Below are 15,789 nucleotides of genomic sequence, written 5' to 3' on the forward strand. Positions count from 1 at the left end.
CTAAAGGGCGAGGGACAGACCAACATCGTCGAAGCCATTAATTGCTCCTTGCGCCAGCGCTGTGGCGTGCTCGTGCGTAAGTCCTGCTCCTTCAGCAAATCATTGGCCATGCATACGGCCCGAATTAAAATAGTTATCGATAATTATAATCGAAATATCATCTTATATTAGACCACCGCCAAAATTTGCCGTGATTGAGTACCAAGTTTTAGATAGTTTTCTCATAAAAAGTAAATTTACACGATGTCCTTCCGCCTAGACCGCACCGCCCACCACGCCGGCACCCACGAGCAGGCGGCCCAGTACCACGCCACCCACCAGCCCGCCACACCCGCCGAGCGCCTGCTAGCCGCCGCCTACCTCAACAGTGTGGCTTATGGCTACGACTTAAAGAATCCGCCCCGGCTCGACCGAACGGCCTTTGCCACGCGCCGGCACGCCCACCGCAATGGGTAATCTGTTCAACCCCGATTTTCAGGATTTTCTGCGCGCCCTGTGGCTGCACGAAGTGCGCTACGTGCTGGTGGGTGGCTATTCGGTGATTATGCACGGCTACAGCCGCACCACCGGTGACCTGGATTTGTGGGTAGAGAAATCAACTGAAAACTACGAGCAGTTAGTCAGGGCTTTTAACCATTTTGGAATGCCCGTTTTTGATATGACGGCGCACAATTTTCTGCACAACCCGGCGATGGACGTGTTCACATTTGGTCGTCCGCCCGTGGCCATCGACATTATCACACAGCTTAAAGGATTGGAATTTGCCGAAGCCTACGTGGCTGCCACGGACATTGAACAGGACGGAACAACCGTACGGCTCATTCAGTACCAACACCTGCTGCAAGCCAAGCGCGCCGCCGGACGCCCACGCGACCAAAATGACTTAGAGAACTTGATTCGATAGTGAAAGCAGAAGCGGCGAATGAACCCTCAGTCGCCGCTTTTTTTATGGGCTTATGGAGGAGGCAAAGGCACGGTGCCGGTAGGGTAAAAGCCCGGGTTCGACGCGTGAGGAATGGCATCTGACGAAGACCGAAATCCATGGGTGGCTGGGGCTAGTAAGTTTAATCATTCAACAACCCCAAACGCCTGCTGCCGTGTCTAAGCTCTACATCTTTTCCACCGTTTTTCTATTCTGGGTAGCGGTCTATGGCTCCATGCTGCACGTGCATTTGGCTGCTCCTTCGGTGCGCTCTATCAAGGTCCCCACCTTCCGGTCTATTCTGGTTCGCTCCACGTCCATTGTGCAAGTCAACAAGCCCTGCATTGCCACCAATTTCAACTAGTTACGGTCCGGCTGCTATAACCGGGTCAATTATTCGATACGCTTCGACGATAGGGATTTAAAAATTATAATTAAACAAAAGAGCCGCATCCATTGGATGCGGCTCTTTTGCGTAGAAAGAAACCTGAAAGCCTAGAAATTTCGCTCCCCCGTCTCGCGCTTACCCAGCATTACCGAACCCACCATGGCGGCCAGCAGCAGGATGGAGGCCAGCTCAAATGGTAGTGCGTACTGCTGAAACAGCACCAGGCCCAGCTTGTCCACCATGCCAATCTGCGAGTCGAAGCTGGTGGCGTTGTAGCCTTCAGGCTGAATGTCACGCATGGCAGCCACCAATATCAGCAACAGCGAGCCGCCGGCAATGGCGGCTGCGAACTTGGCCAGGGCCGGCTTGTGTGGTTCGGTGTCCTCGTTCAGGTTCAGGAACATAATCACGAACAGGAACAGCACCATAATGGCGCCGGCATATACGATGATGTTTACGGCCGCCAGAAACTGCGCGTTCAGCAGCAGATAGTGGCCCGAGAGGGTAAAGAACGTGAGGATGAGGAACAGGACGCTGTGCACCGGGTTTTTGGCCAGTACCACGCCCAATGCACTCAGCAGGGCCACGAACGAAAGAAAGAGAAAGAGGGAAGACATTGATTGTCATGCTGAGCGCAGCGAAGCATCTTATCACACTTGCGCCGCGAGGGTTAAATATTCTGGCGAAGGCAGCGGTGATAAGATGCTTCCTTCGTCAGCATGACAAGTAGTTACGCTGATTGCGTGCGCAACTTGTCGGCTTGTTCGGCCGTGAGCTGAATACCGCGCTTCGAGCGGTTGTCCGGCGTTACGGGCTCCACCAGTCGGTCTTTGCCGTAAATGAACTCGTCGCGCTCGAAGCGGGGCGGGGCCATTTTGTCGGCTTGCAGGTACACGGCGGCTTTGGGGCAAGCTTCCTCGCACAGGCCGCAGAAGATGCAGCGCAACATGTTGATTTCGTAGCTTACGGCGTACTTCTCCTCGCGATAGAGGCTTTCTTCGCCTTTTTTGCGCTCGCCGGCTACCATGGTAATGGCTTCAGCGGGGCAGGCCACGGCGCACAGGCCACAGGCTGTACAACGCTCCCGGCCCTTTTCGTCGCGCTTGAGCACGTGCAAGCCCCGGAAAACAGGGGAGAAGGGACGAGTCTCTTCGGGGTAGCGAATGGTGACCTGCTTTTTGGTCGCAGCCCGGAAAAAATGCTGCATCGTAATGCTCAGGCCTTGGAAAATAGCTGGCAGGTAGGCCCGCTCGGCTAAGGTCATGGGCTTCTTTTCGAGGACTTTAGCGCGTTTGCTTAGGGATTCCATAGAGTTTCTGTCATGCTGAGCCTGCGAGGTATCTTACCACGTTCGCGATGCCGGGGGTAACTATCTCTGACGAAAGTAGCCGTGGTAAGATGCTTTCTTCGTCAGCATGACATTTTTATTTAATTATGCCAAACGTAATCAGGCCGCCCGTCAGCAGGATGTTGAAGATGGCCAGGGGGATGAGGATGGTCCAGCCCAGGCGCATCAGCTGGTCGTAGCGGAAGCGCGGCAGCGTCCAGCGCACCCACATGAAGAAGAAGATGAAGCTGAAGATTTTGGCGAACAAGCCCACCAGTCCGAGGATGGTGATGATGTTGGAAGCCGTCACCAACTCCAGGCCTTGCGCCGACACCAGCCAGTTGCGCAGCTCAGCTTGGAACGGGAAGTTGAAGCCGCCAAAGTACAGCACGCTCATCACGGCCGAAGCCACAAACACGTTGATGTACTCCGCAAACAGGTACAAGCCCATTTTCATGGAGCTGTACTCGGTGTGGTAGCCGCCAATCAACTCAGTTTCGCACTCCGGCAGGTCGAAGGGCGTGCGATTGGTTTCAGCGAAAGCGCACACAATGAAGATGATGAAGCCCAGAGGCTGCTTCATCACGTTCCAGTTGAAAATATCCTGCCACACGAAAGGCGCGTCGGAAGCCTGCTGGAAGGTGATTTCGCGCAGCGACAGCGAGCCCGACATCATCAGCACGGCAATCAGGGCGAGGCCCATGGCAATTTCGTAACTGATGTTTTGCGAAGCGGCACGGATGGCGCCGAGCAGCGAAAACTTGTTATTCGAAGCCCAGCCGCCAATCATGATGCCGTACACGCCCAGCGACACCATCCCGAACACGTAAAGCATGCCCACGTTGATTTCAATGCCCTGCAAGTGAATGGCGGTTTCGCCAAACTGCAGCACGTTGCCAAACGGAATCACCGCCGACGACATCAAAGCCGTAATCATCGCCAAGCACGGCCCGAATACGAACAGCGCCCGGTTGGCCCCGGCGGGGAAGAATTCTTCCTTCGTGAAGAGCTTCACGGCATCAGCCAGCGGCTGGAGCAGGCCAAAAGGCCCGGCGCGGTCCGGCCCAACCCGGTCCTGCAGAAACGCGGCAATGACGCGCTCCGCATAAGTAGAGTATGTGGCAATCAGCAACGAGACGCCGAAAACAACTAAAACGACGACGCCTTGCCAGGCTAAGGGTGGGAAATCCATAGAGGAATTGTCATGCTGAGCTTGCGAAGCAACTTATAAGGTTCGCGTTGCTCGGGTATGTATATTTTCTGCGAAGGTAGCCGCGATATGACGCTTCCTTCGGAACGCCAGATGAAGCACGACAGACGATTTAGTTATTCAGGCCGCCCAGCCGCAGTGGCGGGTTACGTTCCAGTTCGCGGGTGGTGCTTTCCGGCAGGTCCAGAATCACTTGCGGGTTCACCACCGGCAGCTCGTAGTGGTTTTGGGCAATAACCGAGGCGCGGTTGATGTGCGCTGGTCCTTCCAGCGTCCAGTCCGACGTTTCCTTTTTGTCGAAGCGGCAGGTGTTACAAATCCACTCCTTCACTTCGCCGTACTCGTCCTTACGGGCCGTCACGCGGAGCACGTCCTTGCCTTTGTACCACAGCGTGACGTGGCCGTTACACTTATCAGTTTCGCAGTCGCGGTGGGCATTCACGGGTTTCGTGAACCACACACGCTGCTTAAAGCGGAAGGTCTTGTCGGTCAGCGCGCCCACCGGGCACACATCGATGACGTTGCCGCTGAAATCGTTGTCGATAATGTTCTCAATGTAAGTGCCAATCTCCGAGGCATCGCCGCGGCCTAGCACGCCGTGTACACGCTCGGGGGTTAGCTGGTCGGCCACGTACACGCAGCGGTAGCACAGGATGCAGCGCGTCATGTGCAGTTGAATGAGCGGGCCGATGTCGATTTTCTCGAACGTGCGGCGCTCTTCCTCGTAGCGGGTGGTGCTCAGGCCGTGCTCGAAGGCGAAGTCCTGCAGGCTACACTCACCAGCCTGGTCGCACACCGGGCAGTCGAGCGGGTGGTTGATGAGCAGCATCTCCACGATGCCCTTGCGCACGTCCATTACCTGCTCGTTGATGGTGTTTTCCACCACCATGCCGTCCTGTACCGTCGTGATGCACGAGGCCACCAGCTTGGGCATGGGCCGCGGGTCTTTGGCCGAGCCGGCCGATACCTTCACCAAGCAGGCGCGGCATTTGCCGCCCGAGCCCTTCAGCGGGGTGTAGTAGCACATGGCGGGCGGCACGATGCCCCCGCCAATCTGGCGGGCTGCATTCAGGATAGTGGTGCCGTCCGGAACCTCTATCTCAATGCCGTCGAAGGTTATTTTAGCCATTGGTTTATCTTATTACAATTTCGTTAGAGCGTCATGCTTCGCTTTGCTCTGCATGACGTTCTTTTTAATTGGGCTGTTGACAGGCAGGCATTACGCCAATACTGCCGCGCCGCGATATACCGCGCCGGGCACCGTGGCTTCTTTGGGATTGGTCACGTGCCACTCAAATTCGTGGCGGAAGTGGCGCACGGCAGCGGCTACCGGCCACGCCGCAGCTTCGCCCAGTGGGCAGATGGTGTTGCCTTCAATCTGCTTGGCCACGCTCACAATCAGGTCGATGTCGTGCATCGAGCCGTGGCCGTGCTCCAAGCGGTGCAGCACTTTTTCCAGCCATCCTGTCCCCTCGCGGCAGGGCGAGCACTGCCCGCACGACTCGTGGTGATAGAAGCGCGAGAAGTTCCAGGTGTTCTTTACGATGCACGTCGTCTCGTCCATCGCAATGAAGCCACCGGAACCCAGCATGGTGCCCGTGATGAAGCCGCCGTCGCTCAGCGACTCGTAGGACATCAGGCGGTTTTCGCCAGCCGCCGTTTTCAGGATGAGCTCCTTGGGCAGAATCGGCACGGATGAGCCGCCGGCCACTACAGCCTTCAGCTCGCGGCCTTTCCAGATGCCGCCGCAGTACTCATCGGAATAGATGAATTCTTCCACCGGCAGGCCCAGCTCGATTTCGTAGATGCCGGGCTTATTGAGGTGGCCGCAGGCCGAAATAAGCTTGGTCCCCGTGCTTTTGCCGATGCCGATTTTGGCGTACTCGTCGCCGCCTTCGTTCACAATAATTGGCACGGCCGCAATGGTTTCCACGTTATTCACCACCGTGGGGCGGGCGTATAGCCCCTGCACGGCCGGGAACGGCGGCTTGTTGCGCGGGTTGCCGCGCTTGCCTTCCAACGATTCCAGCAAGGCCGTTTCTTCGCCGCAGATGTAAGCGCCGGCCCCGGGGTGCACGTGCAAATCCAAGGAGTAACCCGAACCGAGGATGTTCTCGCCCAGAAAACCAGCGGCGTAGGCTTCGGCAATGGCCTTTTCCAGAATGCGCAGCACGTACAATAGCTCGCCGCGGATGTAGATGTAGCTGGTGCGTGCGCCGAGGGCGTAGCTGCCCGTAATCATGCCCTCAATGAGCAGGTGGGGCAGTTTCGTCATCAACTGCCGGTCCTTGAAGGTGCCGGGCTCCGATTCGTCGGCGTTGCAGACGAGGTAGCGCGGCACGCCCTCCGGCTTGGCCAGGAAGCCCCACTTCATGCCGGCCGGGAAGCCCGCGCCGCCACGTCCGCGCAGGCCCGACTTCTTCACTTCTTCCGTCACCTCATCGGGCGTCATGGTTTTGAGCGCCTTCTCCACGGAGCGGTAGCCGCCGTGCTTGCGGTAGACCTCGAAGGTATTGATGCCTTCGACGTTGATATGTTCGGTTAATAGCTTGCGGCCCATAATGGTAAGCGTTGTGCTGTTGGCCAGCCGTTAGTTGTTTTTGAGGGAGTTGGGCAATTCGTTTTCTTCCCACGACAGGATGGGGCGATGAATCTGCTCGCGTAACTCGTTGAGCATGGCGTCCACCGCTTCGGGCGTGTCGAGCTGCTCGTAATACTGCTCGCGCACCTGCACCACGGGCGCAAAGCCGCAGGCAGCCAGGCACTCCACTTCCTTAAGCGTGAATAACCCGTCGGGCGAGGTTTCGCCCACCTTGGCCCCGGTGATGCGCTCCAGGTGTTCGGTCAGCTCGTCGGAGCCGCGCAGCATGCAGGGGCCCGTGCGGCAGATTTCCAGCACGTGCTTGCCCACCAGCTTGAGGTTGTACATGGTGTAGAACGACGACACCTCGTATACTTCAATGGGCTTGATGTTCAGTGTTTCAGCCACCAAATCCTGCACCTCGGGGCTCACCCAGCCGCCAAATTCGGCTTGCGCGATGTGCAGAATCGGCAGCAGGGCCGACTTGCTCCGGTCTTCCGGATAGTGCGTGAGCAGGCGCTTGATTTCCGCTTGGGCGGCGGCAGAAAATTGCGGTTTAGCGGGCGCGGTGGTCGGCTCCATAATCAATAGCAAAAACTAAGCGTCCAGCTCGCCAGCGATGACGTTCATGGACGAGAGGATAACAATGGCGTCGGAGAGGGTGGTCCCCACGGCCATTTCAGGGTACGCCTGGTAATAGATGAAGCACGGCCGGCGGAAGTGCAGGCGGTAGGGCGTGCGTCCACCGTCCGAAACCAAGTAGAAACCCAACTCGCCGTTGCCGCCTTCCACGGAGTGATAAACCTCGCCAACGGGCGCATCAATCTCGCCCATCACGATTTTGAAGTGGTAAATCAGGGCCTCCATGTTCTTGTACACTTCCGGCTTGGCCGGGAGGTAGTAGTGCGGGGCATCGGCGTGGTAGGGGCCTTCGGGCAGGTTGTCAAGCGCCTGATTGATGATGCGCAGGCTCTGCCAGATTTCCTCGTTGCGCACGATGAACCGGTCGTAGGTATCGCCGTTGGTACCCACCGGAATGTCGAACTCGAAGTCTTCGTAGCTGGAATAAGGATTCATCACCCGCACGTCGTAGTCGACGCCGGCAGCCCGCAGGTTGGGACCGGTGAAGCCATAGTTTAACGCTTTTTCAGCCGAAATCGGGCCCACGTTCACCACGCGGTCCATGAAAATGCGGTTGCGGTTGAACATTGATTCGAACTCCTTCATCACCACGGGGAAGCTTTTCAGCCAGGCGCGTAGCTTGGCGATGGCTGCCGGCGAAAGGTCGCGCTCCATGCCGCCCACGCGGCCCATGTTGGTGGTGAGGCGGGCGCCGCACACCTCCTCGTAAATTTCGTACACCTTCTCGCGCTCCTGAAACAAGTACAGGAAGCCGGTGAAGGCGCCCGTGTCCACACCCAGGATGGAATTGCAGATGAGGTGGTCGGTAATGCGAGCCAACTCCATCATAATCACGCGGATGTACTGCGCGCGTTTGGGCACGGTCACACCGAGCAGCTTCTCCACCGTCATGTGCCAGCCCAGGTTGTTGATGGGCGACGAACAGTAGTTCATCCGGTCGGTAAGGGTCGTGATTTGGTAGAACGGCCGGCGCTCAGCAATCTTCTCAAATGCCCGATGGATGTAGCCGATGGTGGGCACGCCGGACACAATCCGCTCGCCATCCATTTGCAGGATGTTCTGGAAAATGCCGTGCGTGGCCGGGTGCGTGGGGCCCAGGTTCAGCGTCGTCAGCTCCTGGCTGAAGTCGTTGAGCAGGGGCATGAGCTGGCCGTGGCGCTGGGCGGCGGCCTCTTCAGTGATTTTGCGGGTGCCTTCCAGCGTGTCGTTTACTGCCATTTTATTCTTGTCATCCTGAGCGCAGCGAAAGACCTTATCACGTCCGCGCCGCAGGTTGTTGCTATGGATTCTGGCGAAAGCAGCGGTGATAAGACGCTTCCTTCGTCAGCATGACAAATAGGGTTATCTTCCGAAAAACAGGTCTGTTTTGTCTTCGCGGGTGCCGTCTTCCAGCGGGTATTGCTTCCGCATGGGGTGGTAATCCATGTCCTCCACGTTGAGGATGCGAATGAGATTGGGGTGGCCGGTGAAGATGACGCCGTAGAAATCGTAGGCCTCGCGCTCCATCCAGTTGGCGGCGGCGTAGAGGTCGGTAAGGGTCGGCACCACCGGGTCGGCCACCGGAAAGAAGATTTTCAGACGTAGCCGGATGTTTTGCGTCAGGCTGTGCAGGTGGTAAATCATGCCCAACTCCCGGCCTTCGTTCTCCGGGTAGTTGATGCCGCACATCGTGGTCAGGAAGTTCAGCTTGATTTCCTGGTCCTGCTGCAGGCCGGCAATGATGCCGTGGATGCGCTCCCGCGTGGTAGTCACGGATAGCAGGCCGTATTGCTCCTCCAAGTCGGTGAAGGTGTCCTCGCCGAACAACTGGTGCAGCAAAGACAGCACCCGCGCATTCTGGACCTTAATCGGGTCTTCGGCAACAGCGACTTCGGGAGCGGCGGCAGATTCCTGAGGATTCATTCTTTAGCTATTAGCTGTAAGCTACTAGCTGTTAGCTTTCTCTTCGAGCCGAAAATCTGATTGCCCAAGAGAGCTAACAGCTAACAGCTAATGGCTAACAGCTAATTATTTGATGTTGTAAGATTCGAGCAAGGCCTGATACTCAGGCGCGTTGCGGCGGCGGAAGGATTCGTTGCGGGCCAGGTCCTGCACGCGCATCAGGCCATCAATCACCTGCTCGGGGCGGGGCGGGCAGCCGGGCACGTACACATCAACCGGGATGATGCGGTCAATGCCCTGCAGCACCGAATACGAGTCGAAAATGCCGCCTGAGCAGGCGCAGGCGCCCATGGCCAGCACCCAGCGGGGCTCGGCCATCTGCTCGTACACCTGCTTCACGATGGGAGCCATCTTCTTGGCGATGGTGCCCATCACCATGAGCAAGTCGGCTTGGCGGGGCGAGAAGCTGGGCCGCTCGGAGCCGAAACGCGAGATGTCGTAGTGCGAGCCCATGGTGGCCATGAACTCGATGCCGCAGCAGGAGGTAGCGAAAGGCAAGGGCCAGAGCGAGTTGGCGCGGGCCATGCCCACTACTTTCTCCAGCGAAGTGGCAAAGAAGCCGGCGCCTTCGACGCCATCGGGGGCTTCAACCGTTTTGATTTCCGGAACGCGGGTATCCATCATATAAAAGTCAGATTTGGAGGCCTATCGGCTCAGTAACCAACACCGGCCTGGCGGCAAAAGTTTGGCCGAATTACGCCTCGTTCCAGCGCAGAATGCCTTTTTTGATGATGTACAGAAAGCCCGCCAGCAGAAAGAACATGAATAGTATCATGGCAATGAAACCGTCGTTGCCCAAGGCCCGGAAATTCACGGCCCACGGATACATGAAAATAACCTCGACGTCGAACAATACGAACACGATGGCGGTGAGGAAGTACTTCACCGAAATGGGCGCACGGGCGTTGCCCACGGACTCGATGCCGCACTCAAAAGAGGCGTCCTTCACGGCACTCTTGCGCTTGGGACCCACGAGGTGGGAAACAATCATGGCAAAGGCCACGAATGCCAGCGCCAGCCCGAACTGAATGAGAATGGGCAGGTAATCGGCAGGCTGGTAACCGTTGACGGGCAGGGCTAGGTACATAGTGGTCAATTATATAGCAAACAGGCCTCACGGGCGCTGAAGGGCAAAGGTAGGGCCCACGGGTTTGGGGCGCAATGTTATAAATGGCGGGCGAGTTTGCCGGTTATCTTTGGATATTAAGCAGGAACTAATGGAGCAGGAAAAACCCACCGCAAAGCGCTATACCGTGGCCGAGTACATGGCCCTCGAAATGCGGAGTGACGTCAGGCACGAATTCTTTGAGGGCGAAGTATTTGCGATGGCAGGTGCTTCCATTCGGCACAATCTGCTGATTGGAAATTGCTTCTTGGCGTTGCGAATGGGCCTGCGAGGTTCGACTTGTCGCGTCTTTACCGAAAGTGTACAATTAGCCGTAGAGCAAGGCCGCTACTACAACTACCCTGACGTGGCGGTTACCTGCGCACCGGGTGATTTGTTGGCGGAGCGTACGATAGAATCGCCGGTTTTACTGATTGAAGTGCTCTCGAAATCAACTGCCAATCGCGACCGGAGCTGGAAATTCAATCAGTACAAGCAACTTCCTTCATTGCGTCATTACCTGCTGGTTTCGCAAACGACTTGCTTAGTGGAGTGGTACCGCCGCGAAGAGAGCGGCGTCTGGTCCTTCACGCCGCTGACGCTGTTTACCGACGAGCTATCCATTCCTGAACTGGGCATGACGTTGCGTTTGCAGGATGTCTACGAAGACACGGGTGTTACGCAGATGACAAATCATCCGGACCCGGAAGAATAAAAAAGGGCCCGCATCGAGTGATGTGGGCCCTTTTTTATTACAAACCTTTGTCGCGGTTCAAATCCTCGGCGGGCTCGGCCCCCAGGAACGGGTAGCGGTAGTCGGTGACGGGGACAAATGTTTCCTTGATGGCGCGGGGCGACACCCAGCGAATCAGGTTGAGCGACGAGCCGGCTTTGTCGTTGGTGCCGGAAGCGCGGGCACCACCGAAGGGCTGCTGGCCCACCACGGCGCCGGTGGGCTTGTCGTTGATGTAGAAGTTGCCGGCCGCGTTCTGCAGGCGCTTGCTGGCCAAGTCAATAGCGTACCTGTCTTGGGCAAACACCGCGCCGGTGAGGGCGTAGGGTGAGGTGCTGTCCACCAGGTCCAGCGCTTCCTCAAACTTGTCGGCGTCGTACACGTGCACCGTGAGCACGGGGCCGAACAACTCCTCGCACATGGTCACGTATTTCGGGTCTTTGGCCACGATAACCGTGGGTTCGATAAAGTAACCTTTCGACTTGTCGTAGCCGCCGCCGGTAATGATTTCGGCGTTCGGGTCGGCCTTGGCGGCGTCGATGTACTTGGCCAGCTTATCGAAAGACTTCTCGTCAATTACGGCGTTGATGAAGTTGCCGAAGTCCTCCACGTCGCCCATCTTGAACGAGGCGAGGTCTTCCTTCACGTAGCCGAGGATTTCATCGGCCGTGTTGGAGGGCAGGTACACGCGCGACGCGGCCGAGCATTTCTGGCCCTGGTACTCAAACGCGCCCCGGCTCATGCCCACGGCCACGGCTTTGGGGTGGGCCGAGTGGTGGGCCAGGATGAAGTCTTTGCCGCCGGTTTCGCCCACAATGCGCGGGTAGGACTTGTAGCCGGCAATATTCTGACCGATGGTCTGCCAGATGTTCTGGAACACGCCGGTAGAGCCGGTGAAGTGGATGCCGGCAAAGTCGCGGTGCGCGAAAATGACGTCGCCGGCTGTGGGGCCGTCCACGTACACAAGGTTAATCACGCCATCGGGCACACCGGCTTCCATAAACAGCTCCATCAGCACCTGGGCCGAGTAAATCTGCGTGTTGGCGGGCTTCCAGACAATGACGTTGCCCATCATGGCCGCCGAAGACGGCAGGTTGCCGGCAATGGACGTGAAGTTGAACGGCGTGAGGGCGAACACGAAGCCCTCCAATGGGCGGTGTTCCACGCGGTTCCACATGCCGGGCAGGCTCTCGGGCTGCTGCTTGTAGATTTCCTGCATGTAGTACACGTTGAAGCGGAAAAAGTCAATCAGCTCGCACGCAGCGTCAATTTCAGCCTGGAAGGCATTCTTGCTTTGGCCCAGCATGGTGGCCGCGTTGATGCGGGCGCGGTAAGGGCCGGCCAGCAGGTCGGCGGCTTTGAGGAACACGGCGGCGCGGTGCTCCCAAGGCAGCTCGGCCCAAGCCGTGCGGGCGGCCAGGGCGGCCTCAATAGCCAGCTTCACGTGGCTGGCGTCGCCGGCGTGGAATTGGCCGATGGTGCGCTGGTGGTCATGCGGCGGGCTGATGCGCTGGGTTTTGCCCGTGCGCACTTCTTTTCCACCGATGTACATCGGGATGTCCAGCTCCAGGTTGCGCAGGCTCTTGAGTTGCTGCTGCAGTTCCAGCTTCTCTTTCGAGCCGGGCGCGTAGCCTTTCACGGGTTCGTTAATCGGGATGGGGACGTTGAAAAAGGCGTTGGCCATGGGGTTCGGATTAGGTGGTGTGGGAGTTTTGGTGGGCAGGGGCAAAGGTAAAGCGAATCTTAAAGCAGCGGCAGCAGTTCCCGCACTTGGCGCACCAAATCGTCGCGGGAGCCGGTGTTGTGCAGCGTGGCGGCGAAGTGCGGGTAGTTGTCCATTGCCGTTTCGCTGGGGTGGTTGTCGTCGCGGGTGCCGTCGCCGCGCTGGCGCAGCGGGTCGCCTTCCACGCGCAGCATGAGGCCGCCGCGGGCCCGAATGGGGTCGGCTTCGTTGGGGTAGCGCACGTCGGGCACCAGCACAAAGGCATCGGGCGGCAGGCCGGCGAAGAAGGCATCGACCCACACCAGCGGCTCCCACACCCGCAACGCCTGACCCACTTGCTGGAGCATTTCGCCGCGCGTGCGGTTGAAGGTCGGCATCAGCTCGGCTTTGCCTTTTTGGGAATAGTAGGGAGCCACGTCCTCGCCGGTCAGGGCCGCACACACGGACTTAATGGAGTCGCCGAAAGAGCGAACCTGCCAGATGCGCTCGGGCTGCAGCTGTTGCAGCAGGCGGGCCACGGTGTCTTTGCCGCTGCCCCGGCGGCCCGAAAGGCCAATGAGGTGTACCATGGGATATAGGATTTCCGGCACGTCATGCTGAGCGGAGCCGAAGCATCTCTACCGCAATAGTAATTAGTCACTTGCGCGGTAGAGATGCTTCGGCTCCGCTCAGCATGACGGCCTTTTTATTCAATGTCATTTACAAAATAGCCTTCAGCTCACTCAGGCAGCTGATTTCGTGCGTTATCGTGTTGAAGTGCCGGCGCTTGTCGGGGTTGAAATACACTTGGTCGATGCCGGCGTTGCAGGCGCCCAGCACGTCGCATTCCAGGTTGTCGCCAATCATGAGGCTTTCGGCTTTGGTGGCGCCGGTGCGCTCCAGGGCGTGGGCAAACATGCGCGGGTCGGGCTTGAGGTGGCCGCTGTGCTCGGAGGTGATGATTTCCTCGAAGTAGTGCGTCAGGTTCGACGAAGCCAGTTTGATGGCCTGCACATCGTTGAAGCCGTTGGTTATCAGGTGCAGGCGGTAATTGGGCTTGAGGTAGTCCAGTACCTCGTGGGTGAAGGGGAATACCGCCGATTTCTGGGGCAGAATATCCGTGAACTCGGCCGAAATAGTGGCCGGAATCTCCGCTTCGGGCACGCCCAGCTTGGTCAGCGTCCGCACGAAACGAACTTCGCGCAACTGCCGCTGCGATATTTTATTGCTCTGGTACAGGCGCCACAGAGCGTGGTTGACGTCGCTGTAAACCCGCACAAATTCCTCAACCTGAAAGCTGCGGTAACGAGCAAAATCGTGCCGCTCAAACAGCAGGTGCAGGGTTTCGTTGGCGTTTTTCTCGAAGTCCCACAGCGTGTGGTCGAGGTCGAAGAAGAGGTGACGGTATTTCATTAAAATGTTAGTTGTCAGTTACTCGTTGTCAGTTGTTCGTTGTGGGCATTCTGCTTTTCAAATAAAACAAGCTGACAACCGATAACAAGTAACTGACAACTAAAATCACCCCACGCTGCCCGCCAGCGCCATGCTCAGGACACCGGCCAGCATGATGCCCTTGCACCAGGCACTGAGGTACTTGAAGTGGCGGCGGCGGTCGGCGCGGAACAGCAGGCGCGTGAGCTGGGCCATGGGCAGCAGCACCAGCAGCACCAGCCACGTGCCCAGCGGCCAGTGCCCGCTCGCAAACAACCGGCCCGTGGCGCCCAAGGTTAGCAGGGCCAGGCAGGCCAGGAAAAAGCCGGCCACCCACTTGGTGCGCGCCACGCCCAGCACCAGGGGCAGCGTGCGGCAGCCGTGCTGGGCGTCGCCGCGCATGTCCTCCACATCTTTCACAATTTCGCGCACCACCGTGAGCAGAAACGCCGCCAGCGCGTAGGGCCACACCACGCTGTTGCTGTCGTTGCGCTCCAGCTGCAGCTGCAGCTCCGGCAATAGCACCAGCGCCGCCGTGAGCGTGGCAATGCTGACGTTGCCCACCAGCGCCACCCGCTTGAACCGGGCCGAATAGCCCCACAGCAGCAAGGCCGTGCCCAGCGTGACGGCCCCCAGCACCGGGTGCAGCCACCCGGCCAGCAGCACCCCCACCGTGCTCAGCAGCAGGTGGGCCAGCATGGCCTTGCGCCGTCGCACTACCCGCCCAATCACCAGCCGGTCGGGCCGGTTGATAGCGTCAATCTTAACGTCGTAGTAGTCGTTGATGATGTAGCCGGCCGCCGCTACCAGCAAGGCCGCCACCACCAGAAGCCCAAAGCGGGGCCGGAGCAAGGCCTCCCGCACCGGCAGCTCGGGCAGCAGCAGGCCGGCCCGCACCAGCGCTAGGCACAGCAGCATGATGAGCAGGTTGGGCCAGCGTACCAGCGTGGGCAAGGCCGTGCCCAGGCCTTCCGCCGGGGGCGGGGGCAATGAGTTGGAGTGCTTGGACGGGAGGGAGGGCATGGAGCGGCAGCGAAGGGCAAAGGTCGGCGAAAGAGCGGGCCGATGGCGGCGGCGCACGGCAGACAGGCAACAAAAAAGCTCCTCCGGGATGGGAGAAGCTTTTGGTGGGTTGCCCCAGGCGGTGGGGGTACCTCAGACTTTGCGCACGTTCACGGCGTTAATTCCTTTGCGGCCTTCCTGCGTCTCGAACTCCACCTGGTCGTTTTGCTGCACCGTAGCCCCGTTCAGGCCAGTTACGTGTACGAAGAAGTCTTCTTTCGTTTCGTCGTCGGTAACGAAGCCATAGCCTTTGTCTTCGTTGAAAAATTTAATGATGCCGGTTTTCATGCAAAAAAACAAAAATGGAAAGATGGGAAACTGCCCGGGTAAAGGCTGCAGGAATGCCTGAAATGGTTGATAATCCAGTTCAGTTGCAGCTTACGCGGGAACTCAGCGGCGGGTTGGCTGCCCGTTCCCATAAGTCCAGCGGTTATTGGCTATCGCGCCACTCATATACCCACTTCGCCTGGATTTGCTCCAAGTGGCCTTCGGTGGCCTGCTCGCGGGTACCGTCGAAATTGTTGAGGCTCAGCACCCAGTCAATTAAATCGGTGAAGCGGATACGGTAAATTTTGGCTTCGTTGAATTCGCTGCCAAACTTTTCGTAGAGCGCCATGGCAATGTCCTCGTGGTCGGCCCAGTGCATGGGCGGCTCAAAGTGGTTCATCCTTTTAAATTATGAGTTTTGAATTATGAATTATGAGTTGAATATGACGTCGTAAGGAGTTGCAAGAACAACTCATAA

At 58.1% G+C, this 15,789-nt stretch carries 20 protein-coding genes and 1 pseudogene; 5 read left to right on the plus strand and 16 right to left on the minus strand.

Annotated elements, in window-relative coordinates:
• The 4 genes and pseudogenes from BEN47_RS23035 to BEN47_RS10005 form a co-directional block, all read left to right on the plus strand.
• Positions 1-171: pseudogene (locus BEN47_RS23035) on the plus strand (IS1 family transposase); the annotation flags it as partial.
• A 72-nt stretch (positions 172-243) separates the two neighbouring features.
• Positions 244-456: a hypothetical protein gene (locus BEN47_RS09995; RefSeq protein WP_070727973.1), complete on the plus strand. Its 213-nt coding sequence runs from the start codon at positions 244-246 to the stop codon at positions 454-456.
• The gene (locus BEN47_RS10000) at positions 449-904 is read left to right on the plus strand and encodes a hypothetical protein (protein WP_070727977.1); all 456 of its coding nucleotides are present in this window, start codon (positions 449-451) and stop codon (positions 902-904) included. The genes BEN47_RS09995 and BEN47_RS10000 overlap by 8 nt, the downstream gene beginning before the upstream one ends.
• A gap of 193 nt (positions 905-1,097) precedes the next feature.
• Positions 1,098-1,286 carry a hypothetical protein gene (locus tag BEN47_RS10005; protein WP_070727978.1) on the plus strand — a complete coding sequence of 63 codons (189 nt, stop codon included), beginning with the start codon at positions 1,098-1,100 and terminating at the stop codon, positions 1,284-1,286.
• A gap of 131 nt (positions 1,287-1,417) precedes the next feature.
• Here the strand turns inward: BEN47_RS10005 and BEN47_RS10010 are convergent, their stop codons facing one another.
• From BEN47_RS10010 to BEN47_RS10055, 10 genes are all read right to left on the minus strand, one after another.
• On the minus strand, positions 1,418-1,927 hold the full coding sequence (locus tag BEN47_RS10010) for an NADH-quinone oxidoreductase subunit J family protein (protein ID WP_070727981.1): 510 nt from the start codon (positions 1,925-1,927) through the stop codon (positions 1,418-1,420).
• A gap of 113 nt (positions 1,928-2,040) precedes the next feature.
• On the minus strand, positions 2,041-2,619 hold the full coding sequence (locus BEN47_RS10015; RefSeq protein WP_070727984.1) for a NuoI/complex I 23 kDa subunit family protein: 579 nt from the start codon (positions 2,617-2,619) through the stop codon (positions 2,041-2,043).
• 115 nt (positions 2,620-2,734) lie between these two features.
• Complete coding sequence (gene nuoH / locus BEN47_RS10020; protein WP_070727986.1) at positions 2,735-3,829, minus strand: NADH-quinone oxidoreductase subunit NuoH; 1,095 nt, start codon at positions 3,827-3,829, stop codon at positions 2,735-2,737.
• Between the two features lie 130 nt (positions 3,830-3,959).
• The gene (locus BEN47_RS10025; RefSeq protein ID WP_070727988.1) at positions 3,960-4,976 is read right to left on the minus strand and encodes an NADH-quinone oxidoreductase subunit G; all 1,017 of its coding nucleotides are present in this window, start codon (positions 4,974-4,976) and stop codon (positions 3,960-3,962) included.
• A 90-nt stretch (positions 4,977-5,066) separates the two neighbouring features.
• A complete protein-coding gene (gene nuoF, locus BEN47_RS10030) occupies positions 5,067-6,407 on the minus strand; it encodes an NADH-quinone oxidoreductase subunit NuoF (protein ID WP_070727991.1) in 1,341 nt (446 codons plus the stop codon).
• A 30-nt stretch (positions 6,408-6,437) separates the two neighbouring features.
• On the minus strand, positions 6,438-7,010 hold the full coding sequence (locus tag BEN47_RS10035) for an NADH-quinone oxidoreductase subunit NuoE family protein (RefSeq protein ID WP_070727994.1): 573 nt from the start codon (positions 7,008-7,010) through the stop codon (positions 6,438-6,440).
• A 15-nt stretch (positions 7,011-7,025) separates the two neighbouring features.
• On the minus strand, positions 7,026-8,213 hold the full coding sequence (gene nuoD, locus BEN47_RS10040) for an NADH dehydrogenase (quinone) subunit D (protein WP_070728079.1): 1,188 nt from the start codon (positions 8,211-8,213) through the stop codon (positions 7,026-7,028).
• Positions 8,214-8,411: 198 nt separating this feature from the next.
• Positions 8,412-8,972: an NADH-quinone oxidoreductase subunit C gene (locus BEN47_RS10045; RefSeq protein ID WP_083322302.1), complete on the minus strand. Its 561-nt coding sequence runs from the start codon at positions 8,970-8,972 to the stop codon at positions 8,412-8,414.
• A 105-nt stretch (positions 8,973-9,077) separates the two neighbouring features.
• Positions 9,078-9,632, minus strand: a complete 555-nt coding sequence (locus BEN47_RS10050) for an NADH-quinone oxidoreductase subunit B (RefSeq protein WP_070727997.1) — start codon at positions 9,630-9,632, stop codon at positions 9,078-9,080.
• 73 nt (positions 9,633-9,705) lie between these two features.
• Positions 9,706-10,098, minus strand: a complete 393-nt coding sequence (locus tag BEN47_RS10055; RefSeq protein WP_035559213.1) for an NADH-quinone oxidoreductase subunit A — start codon at positions 10,096-10,098, stop codon at positions 9,706-9,708.
• Between the two features lie 130 nt (positions 10,099-10,228).
• Between BEN47_RS10055 and BEN47_RS10060 the strand changes: the two genes are divergently transcribed.
• Positions 10,229-10,831: a Uma2 family endonuclease gene (locus BEN47_RS10060; protein ID WP_070728000.1), complete on the plus strand. Its 603-nt coding sequence runs from the start codon at positions 10,229-10,231 to the stop codon at positions 10,829-10,831.
• Positions 10,832-10,868: 37 nt separating this feature from the next.
• Here the strand turns inward: BEN47_RS10060 and pruA are convergent, their stop codons facing one another.
• From pruA to iscX, 6 genes are all read right to left on the minus strand, one after another.
• Entirely contained in the window at positions 10,869-12,533 is a 1,665-nt protein-coding gene (pruA, locus tag BEN47_RS10065; protein WP_070728002.1) for an L-glutamate gamma-semialdehyde dehydrogenase, read from the minus strand.
• Between the two features lie 59 nt (positions 12,534-12,592).
• Complete coding sequence (locus BEN47_RS10070) at positions 12,593-13,141, minus strand: nucleoside/nucleotide kinase family protein (RefSeq protein WP_125921609.1); 549 nt, start codon at positions 13,139-13,141, stop codon at positions 12,593-12,595.
• 130 nt (positions 13,142-13,271) lie between these two features.
• The gene (locus tag BEN47_RS10075) at positions 13,272-13,964 is read right to left on the minus strand and encodes a YjjG family noncanonical pyrimidine nucleotidase (protein WP_070728010.1); all 693 of its coding nucleotides are present in this window, start codon (positions 13,962-13,964) and stop codon (positions 13,272-13,274) included.
• 105 nt (positions 13,965-14,069) lie between these two features.
• A complete protein-coding gene (locus tag BEN47_RS10080; RefSeq protein ID WP_083322303.1) occupies positions 14,070-15,005 on the minus strand; it encodes a geranylgeranylglycerol-phosphate geranylgeranyltransferase in 936 nt (311 codons plus the stop codon).
• Positions 15,006-15,137: 132 nt separating this feature from the next.
• Complete coding sequence (locus tag BEN47_RS10085; RefSeq protein ID WP_070728013.1) at positions 15,138-15,332, minus strand: cold-shock protein; 195 nt, start codon at positions 15,330-15,332, stop codon at positions 15,138-15,140.
• A 142-nt stretch (positions 15,333-15,474) separates the two neighbouring features.
• Positions 15,475-15,711 carry a Fe-S cluster assembly protein IscX gene (gene iscX, locus BEN47_RS10090; protein ID WP_070728016.1) on the minus strand — a complete coding sequence of 79 codons (237 nt, stop codon included), beginning with the start codon at positions 15,709-15,711 and terminating at the stop codon, positions 15,475-15,477.
• Between the last annotated feature and the right edge of the window lie 78 nt (positions 15,712-15,789).

The sequence above is a fragment of the Hymenobacter lapidarius genome (assembly GCF_001816145.1).
Classification (GTDB): domain Bacteria; phylum Bacteroidota; class Bacteroidia; order Cytophagales; family Hymenobacteraceae; genus Hymenobacter; species Hymenobacter lapidarius.